The sequence below is a fragment of the Pedobacter sp. genome (genome assembly GCF_035566355.1).
GTDB lineage: Bacteria > Bacteroidota > Bacteroidia > Sphingobacteriales > Sphingobacteriaceae > Pedobacter.
This window is the reverse complement of record NZ_DATMRL010000616.1, coordinates 1-11,134: the sequence shown is the minus strand read 5'-3', so window position 1 is coordinate 11,134 and position 11,134 is coordinate 1. Positions and strand designations below refer to the sequence as shown.

The 11,134-nt window shown below is 37.0% G+C and carries 10 protein-coding genes; 7 read left to right on the top strand and 3 right to left on the bottom strand.

Annotation, left to right across the window (positions count from 1 at the left end):
• The 3 genes from VNZ46_RS24175 to VNZ46_RS24165 form a co-directional block, all read left to right on the top strand.
• The coding region (locus VNZ46_RS24175) for a thioesterase domain-containing protein (protein WP_325563417.1) at positions 1-1,134 on the top strand (1,134 nt) is incomplete at its 5' end.
• A 17-nt stretch (positions 1,135-1,151) separates the two neighbouring features.
• The gene (locus VNZ46_RS24170; RefSeq protein WP_325563415.1) at positions 1,152-1,856 is read left to right on the top strand and encodes a 4'-phosphopantetheinyl transferase family protein; all 705 of its coding nucleotides are present in this window, start codon (positions 1,152-1,154) and stop codon (positions 1,854-1,856) included.
• 69 nt (positions 1,857-1,925) lie between these two features.
• Positions 1,926-3,002, top strand: a complete 1,077-nt coding sequence (locus VNZ46_RS24165; RefSeq protein ID WP_325563413.1) for a thioesterase domain-containing protein — start codon at positions 1,926-1,928, stop codon at positions 3,000-3,002.
• A gap of 10 nt (positions 3,003-3,012) precedes the next feature.
• On the opposite strand, the gene VNZ46_RS24160 is transcribed toward VNZ46_RS24165, so the two are convergent.
• Genes VNZ46_RS24160 through VNZ46_RS24150 form a run of 3 tightly spaced genes read right to left on the bottom strand, consistent with a single transcriptional unit; the run spans position 3,013 to position 6,724 of the window.
• A complete protein-coding gene (locus tag VNZ46_RS24160) occupies positions 3,013-4,179 on the bottom strand; it encodes a glycosyltransferase family 2 protein (RefSeq protein ID WP_325563411.1) in 1,167 nt (388 codons plus the stop codon).
• A gap of 8 nt (positions 4,180-4,187) precedes the next feature.
• Positions 4,188-5,099 (bottom strand): glycosyltransferase family 2 protein, encoded by a 912-nt coding sequence (locus tag VNZ46_RS24155; protein ID WP_325563409.1) that lies wholly within the window; start codon positions 5,097-5,099, stop codon positions 4,188-4,190.
• Between the two features lie 53 nt (positions 5,100-5,152).
• On the bottom strand, positions 5,153-6,724 hold the full coding sequence (locus VNZ46_RS24150) for a hypothetical protein (RefSeq protein ID WP_325563407.1): 1,572 nt from the start codon (positions 6,722-6,724) through the stop codon (positions 5,153-5,155).
• A gap of 312 nt (positions 6,725-7,036) precedes the next feature.
• On the opposite strand from VNZ46_RS24150, the gene VNZ46_RS24145 reads away from it, so the two are divergent.
• From VNZ46_RS24145 to VNZ46_RS24130, 4 genes are all read left to right on the top strand, one after another.
• The gene (locus VNZ46_RS24145) at positions 7,037-8,755 is read left to right on the top strand and encodes an ABC transporter ATP-binding protein (protein ID WP_325563405.1); all 1,719 of its coding nucleotides are present in this window, start codon (positions 7,037-7,039) and stop codon (positions 8,753-8,755) included.
• Entirely contained in the window at positions 8,755-9,915 is a 1,161-nt protein-coding gene (locus VNZ46_RS24140) for a glycosyltransferase family 4 protein (protein WP_325563403.1), read from the top strand. Before VNZ46_RS24145 ends, VNZ46_RS24140 begins: the two co-directional genes overlap by 1 nt.
• Complete coding sequence (locus VNZ46_RS24135; RefSeq protein WP_325563401.1) at positions 9,905-10,888, top strand: glycosyltransferase family 2 protein; 984 nt, start codon at positions 9,905-9,907, stop codon at positions 10,886-10,888. The genes VNZ46_RS24140 and VNZ46_RS24135 overlap by 11 nt, the downstream gene beginning before the upstream one ends.
• A 1-nt stretch (position 10,889) precedes the next feature.
• Positions 10,890-11,134: hypothetical protein (locus tag VNZ46_RS24130; protein WP_325563399.1), on the top strand; the 245-nt coding region annotated here is incomplete at its 3' end.

The window sequence follows — 11,134 nt, the reverse complement described above, 5'->3', positions numbered from 1 at the left end:
TATCCTCTTACTCCAAATGCCAAAATAGATAAAAATGCATTTCCAAAACCTCACGCACCATCCAAATCTCTGGCCCCAGAAAGAAACTGGCGTCCAAAAACTGCAAACGAGCAGCTCATTGCAGATATCTGGTCTGAGCTGCTGGGACTTGAAGATATTAAGGTAAATGATGACTTTTTTGAAGCAGGCGGACACTCCTTGCTGGCAGTAAAAGTAATGGTTGCCATAGAAAAGGAGACAGGTAAGAGACTTCCACTAACTACATTATTTGAGAACTCTACGATAGAAAAACTTGCACGCCTGCTTTCCAGGGAAGAACCTGTACAGAACTGGGATTCCCTGGTTCCAATAAAAAGCACGGGCACTAATCCCCCAATTTATATGGTACATGGTGGTGGCTTGAATGTCTTTATCTTTACACCTCTTGGTAAATATATGGACAAGGCCCAGCCTCTCTATGGCATGCAAGGCCTGGGTCTGAGAGAAGGATCTAAATTGGTTTACACTATGGAGGAACTTGCAGATAAATATACTGCTGAGATTTTGAGCAATGACCCTAACGGTCCCTATGTTTTAGCGGGTTATTCTTTTGGTGGTCTGCTGGCTTTCGAAATGGCCAAAAAACTTCTAAAAATGGGTAAAGAGATTAAGATGTTAGGAATATTGGATACATATGCGGGAGGAAGGGATCGCAACGATACTAAAACAAATAAATTTGCAAGAAAAATCATTAGACAATTCAGAAAAATCCACTTTTTTGGAAAAGCATTTTTATCCAATCCTAAAGATACTTTTGATTATCAATGTATTGTTCTAAAACGAAAGTTAAAGAGCCTCCTTAACTTTGGAGAAGAGGTTTTCGAAAACGAATCCAACTACGACGATGAAATATATAGAAGTTATGAAATTGCATATAATAACTATGTTATGGAAGCTGCAAATATTCAGGTAGATTTATTCCGGGTAAAAAGACGAATATATTTTCTGGATGACCCTATCTATATGGGTTGGAAAGAATATGCAAAAGCTGTAGTGGTACATGAAGTACCCGGAGATCATAAAACATTTTTAGATGCACCTAATGATGAGGAATTTGCAAGAATATTTCAAGAAGCACTTAACAAGAAAAGTTAATTTTTTATGGACAAATCATGATAGAGCGGTTGTTAAATCCGGAACCGGATTGGAGGACATTTAATGATTATGATGTTCTAGATAAAAAAGAAACACATGTATTTAAAATGCGGATCGATCAGAATCATCAAAAATTTCAGGAACAATATATTAAAATACTCTCTGAAGAAGAATTGCTGAAGGCGAAAAAATTTGCAAGGAATGAAGACAGCACAAGATATCTGTTGAGCAGGTTCGCGTCACGATTTATCTTAGCAAACTACTTATTGACTTCACCCTCAGAAATTCATTTCCATCTCTCTGCTAACAAAAAACCGATGGTGGATGGAGTTGAATTCAATATAAGTCACAGTGGTGATTACATCGTCATGGCAATAGCTCCCGGACCGGTTGGTATAGACTTGGAGTATATAAGAGAAGACTTTAATTTTGACAACCTACTCGATGATTGTTTCTCTGTAACAGAGAAACAATTTATCATGCAAAAAAATGAGGAAAGAATTAGATTCTATCTGCTTTGGACAAGAAAGGAGTCGCTTCTAAAAGCTACAGGAGAAGGGTTAACCGATCATTTAAATCAATTGGATTGCTCATTATCTTCAACGATTCTGAGAAATCACACCAGCTATTACATAAAAAGCTTTAGTATTGACCGGGATCATATCATGAGTGTTTCAGGTACAAATGAGAGCACCAAATTCCAGTACTGGGATTATTCTTAAATTTAACATCTGCACCATAAAGAAATAATCATATAATATTTATTTTACTCCAAATAATTAGTGAAACCAATGGATCAGGAAAAATCACCGATGACCGATCTTTCAACACAAAATTCAATTGAAAAAACACTGATTTCAATATGGGAAAGAGTTTTAAAAGTAAAAGACCTAGAGCCAGATACTGATTTTTTTGACTCTGGGGGTGATTCGCTAACCGCTTTAACCATGGTATCAATGGTAGAACAGGAAACCGGAAAACGTCTTCCAATTTCGTCACTGTTTGAAAATCCTACTGTTGAACAATTTGCCAGGTTATTGAAAGACATCAAAAGTACTCCAAACTGGAGTTGTTTGGTAAATATCAAAAAATCCGGAACAAAACCAGCCATATACATTGTACATGGAAGCGGTTTGAATATACTTGTCTTTAATCCACTTGCTAAGTATATTAATGCTCAACAGCCTTTATATGGAATACAGGCGCTCGGCCTAAATGGAGAGAAGAACCCACATAACACTATTGAATCTATTGCCGAGCATTATAAGGATGAAATCCTCCGTAATGATCCTGTTGGCCCCTACCTCCTTGCTGGTTATTCTTCAGGCGGTATATTAGCTTATGAAATGGCAAAAGGCTTTTTAGAAACTGGAAAAGACGTGAAAATGCTGGCGATTTTGGATACTTATGTTGGCGATCGGTACGCCTACAGTACTATATTTAAAGAATTTTCAAAAAAGGTGTTCAGACAATTTAAAAAATTACTCTTCTTTTCGAAGCTCTTTGTTAAAAGTCCAAAAGAACTATATCAGTATCAAATTAAGATCATAAAATTGAAACTTAGCAAAAATGCGATTAAAGAACATCCAGAAGAATTTCCTTACCAGAAAGAAGTATCAAAGAAATATGATCAAGCCTTCTCCAATTACATTATGAAGCCCTTAGATATCGAGATTGATCTGTTCAAAGTTAAAAAGCGCATTTATTTCTTAGATGATCCTACTTATTTGGGCTGGAGTAAATACGCAAAAAAAGGTTTAAAAGTCCATGAAGTTTCTGGTGATCACAAGACTTTTCTTTTTCCACCAAATGATCAGAAATTTGCAAGGGTATTTCAGTCCGTAATTGATGACAGAATCGATAAATAGCTATATGGTATTATTTTCTGCGTGATTTTTCCCACGCTGCACTTTGTGATTTTCTAAGATACCTCACCAAACCTGCGAGTACTGCATAATTCATGACGCAGAAATAATAAGGTATAAAAAGTACCTTCACCCTTATGTTCTTCTTCTCAAAGAAATAACCGGTCAGGGCAAGACAGTAGAAAACTATCTGCGCAATAAAAAGCAACGAATACCCGGTACCTGCTCCTTTAAAGGCAAGTAAAGCATTTAGTATAAAAACCAGGATAAGCAGAAATGGAGTAATTGTCCATCTCAATACTCTATGGCTGATGTATTGAAATGTAAATATGGGATAATGAAATGGATTGGCTGCTTTCTTTAAACGCAAAATAGACTGAATACCTCCGGCCGCAATACGGATCTTCCTCTTTAATTCCTCCTTGACATCTGCCGAGGCCGTTTCCATAGCATAGGCCTTAGGCTCGTATGCAATGATGTAGCCATTTTCTGCAATTCGCATCGCTATCATATGATCATCGATAATCGTATCTGATTCTACCGGTTGGTACAATGTCGTGCGAATACTAAATAATTCTCCTGCTGCACCTACATTAGAATACAATTCATAATCCCATTTCTTGAGCGTGGACTCGTACTTCCAGTAGAAACCCTCACCTGCAGAACTCGCATCAGCCGTTTCCGCTACCATGATCCTTTTTTCGCCCGCAACCGCGCCAACTTTTGGATTTTGATAATGTTTGATCAGCTCAAGGAGTGCTTCCTTGTTTAAAAAAGTATTGGCGTCTGTAAACACGGTAATCTCTCCGGTTATAAAAGGAATGGCTCTCTTTATAGCAGCCATCTTTCCGGAACGCTGGTCTTCATGTAAAACCATTATCCCGTTGTATTTTCGGATTCGTTCTGCAGTTCTATCCGTAGACCCATCTGTAATAAAAATAAACTGTACCTTTTCTTTCGGATAGTCCAGGTTAATGGTATTTAATACTTTCTCCTCTATCAGATCTTCTTCATTGTAGGCTGCAACAAGTACTGTAACCGTAGGCATGAGAACTGTCGTTTCATAAATTACAGTTTTTTTAAATAGTCTTTTAATTCTGATCAATACAAAAAGCACCAAGCCATATCCTGCAAACGTGTAAAAAATCAGGAATAAACTGACCCAAAAAATTATTATCATTGTTAGTTTTAAATTTTATATCCTAGTTTTTTACTGTCTGTACCATTCAAAAAGTTCCAGAGCAGCCCTTTAAATACCCATTTCACCAAATCCTTCCGTCCTTTTTTTAAACAACTGAAAATCTGCTTTGGACAAGCAAGGAAAATATAATAAATGCTAAATAAGGCAATATTCATCCAACTGGTATTTCTCCTAATAAAAAGCAGTCTGTTCCGGGTCATAAAGTAGGTTTTAATGCTACTTTCTTTCCCGACACTCATAGATTCTTTATGATATATTTTGGAACGTCCGGTAAACCAGATTTTTTTTCCTGCTTTTCTAAAACGCTCGCACCAGTCCAGTTCTTCATAGTATAAAAAAAATTGTTCAGCCATTAGTCCTACCTCTTTCAGATCATCTCGGCGGCACATCATAGCTGCTCCATGACAATAGGCCGTTTCCCTGCTGTCCTGATTATACTGTCCACGATCTGGATCCATACTTCCTATACCTCTATTGCGGCAAGTTAGATAATTCATTGCCGTAAAACCAGCATACTGAATAATCTCGGGGTTTTCATAGTACAGAATTAATGGAGAAATCAAACCAATATCCAGATTATTTTCCAATTCTGACGACAATTGATCGACAAGGTTGTCCGTAATCTCCGTATCATTATTTAAGAATAAGAGGTATTTTCCTCTGGCAATATCAATGGCAAGGTTATTCCCTCCGGCAAAACCAAGATTTTGATCTGATCGGATATAAATTAATCCAGGGTAGGCCAGCTTAAATTCATCGCCATAGTCATGTACACTTCCATTATCGACCAAAATCAGCTCAACCTGTTCTCTAACCGTATTTTTTTTTACTGAATTAAGGAAATCAATAGTGACCTGTAGTTGATTAAAATTGACTGTAATAATAGAAGTTGTAATCATTTGTTTATGAAAGTAGTTGTTTTTTTGTCAGAGCTAAAGAGAATGTTTAATATTTATTTTGCTTCTACAAAAACAGGCGTTTCAGTTACTTCTATTTCTAATATACCATTATTGGTATTTACTTCTTCGCTGGTCATCTGATTAAACCCTGGCTTCAATCGGTGAACAATGGCGGTTTTTGCCTGATTTAAATCTAATTGATATTTTTCTTTCCTGTCTATTTCGTCTGGTACCACTAATATAAACATCCTTTTTTTGCCCTTTTGATAAACGTCAACAATAGGATCTTGATTAATCGTATTAAAATAATAATAATCCCCCATTAAGGCCGTAATCTGATGAATATAGTCTGCAGCGGCTCTACGTTTACCATTTTTCTCTACCAGGCCGGAAAATCCAAATGGTGTTCCATTATCTGTACCGGGATCGTTATTGTCATAGAGCTGATAATAAAAAACTCTGTCGATACCTAGCCTTGCATATAACAATCCCAAACGGATCAACCAATCTGCCTGTGTTATTTCCTGAGTTTTGGCGCCTATAGCGATTGCCCTTTGTACACTTTTATCGCTAAGATCATAACCGGTTTCAGTGGACCATATTGGAATATTTATGCCTAACTTAGATCTAAGGTCGGTAAAGGTATTTGCAATTTTTGTCATATCATTCGTTTCTGGTGCAACCCCCCTCTTTTTACTCTTAAATTTAGCAAACCAACCAGTATAGTCATTGGAATACATATGATAATTGATGACATCAAAGCACAAATCTATCGAGCCATCTTTTTTATATCCTCTATTCTGTTTACACCATTCCACCATTCGTGCAACAAATTCCACATTTGGTTTTGCTATTCCACCCATTACAACTTTCATATTAGGATCAGCAGTCTTTACTCCAACTCCTTTCCCTAAAGTTCCCTTATGCCCATCGTAAAAAGCAGATAATTGGGCTGCATGCTCCTCAGGAGATTCCTCACTTTCCTTGCCTTTCCACCATTTATCCGGCTCATTCCCACTTTCTATATACTGAACATATCCCAATCCAATTACCGGATGCTCTGCTTCTTTTGGTACTTTAATGAGGCTTTTATCAATCTTGGAATTCGTGCCATACCTTGCCGCAAACTGAAAACCAGCTTTCGCAATTTCTATATAGGAAGAGGGTTGACTTCTATTTGCACCATAAGCTATAGGTATAACGTCCCGTTGTCTTTTATTAGCAGGGTATGTATTCACTAGCCAACTTGCCGTGGTTTGCAAGTCCACCAGTACTAAAATACTATCCTGATGACATTTTTGATACACCTCATCGTAACTCCAGCCGCCTTCAGGCTTATGGTTGAACCTGAATACATCTTTTTCGGGCTCAATCCGATCCCAATCTAAAAAGTGCCGAAAACCACTAAAATTCTTAATCAGATTAAATTTAGTGGTATCAAAGCTATATTTGGAGTCATAAAAATCCCATTCAAAACCGTTAACTCCAAACATATCCTTTATCTTGGTTTGTTTGGTTCGAAGTTGTTCAATATTTAGAGAATCTTTTTTGTCCTGAACACAGCCGACAAAAAGAATGACCAAGGTAAGTACAGCCCCGGCAATAAGCGTATTTTTTTTCTTCATGCTTGTTCCAATATTCAAATATCATGCTAATATAATATTTTGTAGGGAAAGTATGCCCGCTATTTTCTTCTTGCAGAAGAGAACTTAAGTTAAACTAAATCTCCCAAAAATTGTTTTAAGAGAGAATAGAATATTTTTTTATAAATTTGCGTAATATGCAATAATGATGACTAGACATCAATTGCTTCTCTAAACGCAGGCCTCAGTCTTATATCTATGGTTCAAACAATTATTCAAAAAATTAGAATTCTCAGAACCAACCTTAATATTAAAAGAACCCTAACATTGGTTTGGTCTGCAGCAAAAAGCTGGATGATCATCTCTCTAGTTATGATTCTTGCTGAAACTATACTTTTTTTGAGTTCTTTTTATGCCCTAAAGCTATTAATTGATAAAATTTCCAATACAGCTCTGTTAAATAAAGACCACGAATTTGTAATTCTGAAATATGTTATAATGGCTGGGGCTATAGCTGTCCTGTATGCTATTGCAAGGGCAATGTCCGTACATACTACTGAAGTACAGGCAACTAAAGTAGCCAATTATATAGATGAAAAGATTCATCACACAGCCATACAAATGGATCTTTCCTATTATGAAAGCCCTGAATACTTTGATATTCTTAAAAGAGCAAAAGATGCTGGTGCAGACCGGCCCAATCTCGTGGTAACTACCATGATTGAAATTATTAAAAATATCCTTAATCTTTGTGCTGTAGGATCTTTATTCGTTACGATTAATTGGTTACTCTTACCCTTATTAGTATTGTTCATACTACCTACCCTGTTTGTTAGGATTTATTTTGCAGATAAACAAAATACATGGCGCATCAGACATACAGCACTAGAACGCAAATCAACTTATCTTAGCAATCTGATTACATCCGACCAGGCAGCAAAAGAAATCAGGAGTTTTAACCTTGGCTATTATTTTAAGGATTTGTACAAAAAAATCAGGATTGAAGTTTCCGATCAAAAATTAAAGATCAGCTATCGCCGTACATTAAATGAAATCTTGACAACCTCCATTGCAAGTATTGGCTTTTTCACCTGTATAGGTTATATCTCGCTTGGTACTGTAAGTGGAAAAACAAGTATCGGTGATATTGTCTTGTTCCTGATGGCCTTTCCGCAGGCTTATACCCTAATGCAAAATATTGCGTCGGGAATATCCATTCTATATGCCAATAATATTTTCATAAACAGCCTATTTGAGCTGTTTGATTTGCAAAAAGAGCAATTTCAAGAGACTAAAGTTAAACACTCATCCTTAGAAACCAATCTTGAACTTAAAGAAGTCTGTTTTACCTATCCACATGCCAGCAGCCCCACGCTGAACAATATTAATCTGAGTGTCCCATCTGGAAAGATCGTTGCTATTGTTGGCCTTAACGGTGCCGGAAAATCTACGCTGATCAAGTTATTGTGCAGATTATATGAACCAAACTCTGGCCAGATCATACTTAACAATCTAAACGCCAATGAATTTGACCTATTATCCTATCGAAAACACATTAGTGTTGTTTTTCAAGATTTCGTTAAATATAATGTTTCGGCAGAAGACAACATTAAATTCGGAGACTTAGATAAACCCTATGACAAAGAGGAAATAATAAATGCCGCTCAAAATTCTGGAGCACATCATTTTATTAAAAATTTCCCCGAGGGGTACAATACGATGATGGGCAGACTCTTTGATGACGGTCACGAAGTAAGTATCGGTCAATGGCAAAAGCTGGCTATTGCGAGAAGTCTATATAGCAATGCAAATCTCTTAATATTCGACGAAGCTACAAGTGCACTCGATTCTATCGCAGAAAAGGAACTGTTTGACACGTTTAGAAATCGGATTAACAAGCGATCCGCACTAATTATTAGTCACAGACATTCCGCAGTTAAGCATGCAGATTATATCTATGTCTTATCCGGAGGGAAAATATCTCAGCATGGAACAGACCAAGAATTATTGGCACAGGAAGGAGATTATGCCAGACTATTTAAAGAAGAAAGTTTAAATTCCAGTCGAATATAATGAAGATCAAAAAACAAATAGCGCTGTTTACTTGCTGCATAGATGATTGGGGAGGAAGTGAGGAACTCTGGGCAAAAAGCATCCCTTTGCTTAAAGATGTTTTAGTTACAGTTTATAAATCCAGAATCAACCAACAGCATCCGGAATTTATAAAACTCAAGACCTCTGGTGTGATACTGACAGAGCTTCAACCAGAGATTTCATTTATTAAAAAATCATTTAGAAAAATAAATCAACTCATCCTCAAGATAGCTACGAACAGGCATTTAGATGATCATGCTATAAATATGTTCTATCGTGCCATAAAATCTACTCAACCAGATCTTGTAGTTATAGCGCAAGGGATCAATTTTGACGGGTTAAAATACGCCTATCAATGTATTCAGCTTAATATACCATATGTAATTATTGTGCAAAAGGCAGTAGAATTTTACTGGCCGTATCCAACAGACCGCACTTACATGAAAGAAACTCTGTTAAAAGCTGAAAGAATCTTTTTTGTCTCAGCACAGAATCAAAGATTGACAGAAGAACAGTTTGGTCAACGCCTCCCAAATAGCAAAGTTGTTTTTAACCCGGTTAAAACAACAGTTAATCCAATACCTTTCCCTTCCACAGAAAATGGTTATCACTTTGCCTGTGTTGCCAGACTTTTTATAATAGACAAAGGCCAGGATCTTCTCCTGCGGATTATGGCAAAAGACAAATGGAAACAACGGCCAATAACCATTTCTTTAATCGGTAGTGGGCTCGATGAACAAGGTTTAATGGAGATGGCAGAACTCCTGCATGTAAGCAATGTAAAGTTTACCGGGTATCAGAACGACATCAATGCCTTATGGGGAAAACATCATGCTCTGCTGCTGCCCTCCAGAAGCGAAGGATTGCCATTGTCTATGATAGAAGCCATGGCCGCCGGAAGGACTGTTATCGTTAGCAATGCTGGCGGAAATGCTGAAATTATCCGGGATGGATGGAACGGATTCATTTCCGAATCTACCGAGACAAGTTTTGAATTGGCAATGGATCGTGCCTGGGAAATGCGCGACCAGTGGAATGACATTGGAAAACAAGCTTCCTTATATATTGCTGAAAATTTTCCTGTTTCTCCTGAAACAGATTTCGCTAATGATTTAACCCAACTATTCAATGAGCGCTAATCCCTTAGTTTCCATAATTATTCCTACATATAACAGAGAAGATAAATTGCCTGAGGCCATTAATAGTGCAATTAGTCAAACTTATAAGAATATCCAAATCATTGTTATTGATGACGGATCTGTGGACAGTACAAGAGAATTGGTTGCAACATACCCCCAGATAGAATACTACTGGCAAAAGAACCAAGGTCAGGCTGCTGCAAGAAACTCTGGTTTAAAAAAGACAAAAGGTTCAATCATTGCCTCTCTTGATTCCGATGACATTTGGTTTCCCGATTTTCTAAAACTCTGTGTAGAAAAGCTGGAAAACGAACAACTCGATTTTGTTTTTGCTAATTGGGAACAGGAAGCTAAAGTAGGAAATAACTGGAGTTTTTTAGATAACGACCCTTACTTAAAACCTTACTTTCATAAAATAAATGGTCACTGGATCAATCTGGACAATGAAGAATTACGTGAACTGTATGTTAAAGCTTGTCCCTCCCCTTCCTCATCGGTTGTAATGCGTAAATCTTCAATTGTTTCTGGCTGGGATGAAGATATTCGTATTGGAGATGATTGGTGCCTCTATCTGGAAATGATTTTATCTAACAGCAGATGCAAAGCTGCTTTTACACTTGAAAAGCTTTGGAAAAAGAGAATTGATGAAATAAATATCTATGATGGAAGAAAGTGGAGTGAAGTACTTGAATTTCTTTACATTGCAGACCTAAAGATCAAAATGGAAAAATTCCAGCACTTGCTCAGGAAAAATGAATTGAGCCTAATGCAAAAGAGATATATGGCCAGTTTGATAGAGTTGTCAAAGCATAAACTGGTCCGGGACTTAAACATTCCCAAATCAATTGGATTACTCAAGAAATCATTTTCTATAAGTGTACCTTACACGCTAAGGACCATACCCGATATTTTCATGACAGGAATCGAGCGAAAAGTCAGGCTTTTAGCTGACAAACTAAAAAAGAAACAATAAATTGGAGATAAAAAAAATCATAAGGTCAGCTGATTGGTGGGAGTACAAATTACCACCTTTGCTTGCCATAGGTTATGCAACGGCACTTAAAACTCCTGAACCTTTCCTGTCTTTAATGCCCCACCTCCTATTTATACTATTTTCAATCATTATCGGGGCTATTTACGTCAGCATCATCAACGATATTACCGATATAGAAATTGACCAGGCCAGTGGCAAAAAGAATAAAATGGCCAACATGCCTTC

Excerpts from the sequence above, each read along its gene's own strand:
- VNZ46_RS24155 (WP_325563409.1), bottom strand. The coding sequence starts at position 5,099 with ATGATTACAACTTCTATTATTACAGTCAATTTTAATCAACTACAGGTC.
- VNZ46_RS24140 (WP_325563403.1), top strand. The coding sequence starts at position 8,755 with ATGAAGATCAAAAAACAAATAGCGCTGTTTACTTGCTGCATAGATGAT.
- VNZ46_RS24150 (WP_325563407.1), bottom strand. The coding sequence starts at position 6,724 with ATGAAGAAAAAAAATACGCTTATTGCCGGGGCTGTACTTACCTTGGTC.
- VNZ46_RS24170 (WP_325563415.1), top strand. The coding sequence starts at position 1,152 with ATGATAGAGCGGTTGTTAAATCCGGAACCGGATTGGAGGACATTTAAT.
- VNZ46_RS24145 (WP_325563405.1), top strand. The coding sequence starts at position 7,037 with ATGATCATCTCTCTAGTTATGATTCTTGCTGAAACTATACTTTTTTTG.
- VNZ46_RS24160 (WP_325563411.1), bottom strand. The coding sequence starts at position 4,179 with ATGATAATAATTTTTTGGGTCAGTTTATTCCTGATTTTTTACACGTTT.
- VNZ46_RS24165 (WP_325563413.1), top strand. The coding sequence starts at position 1,926 with ATGGATCAGGAAAAATCACCGATGACCGATCTTTCAACACAAAATTCA.
- VNZ46_RS24135 (WP_325563401.1), top strand. The coding sequence starts at position 9,905 with ATGAGCGCTAATCCCTTAGTTTCCATAATTATTCCTACATATAACAGA.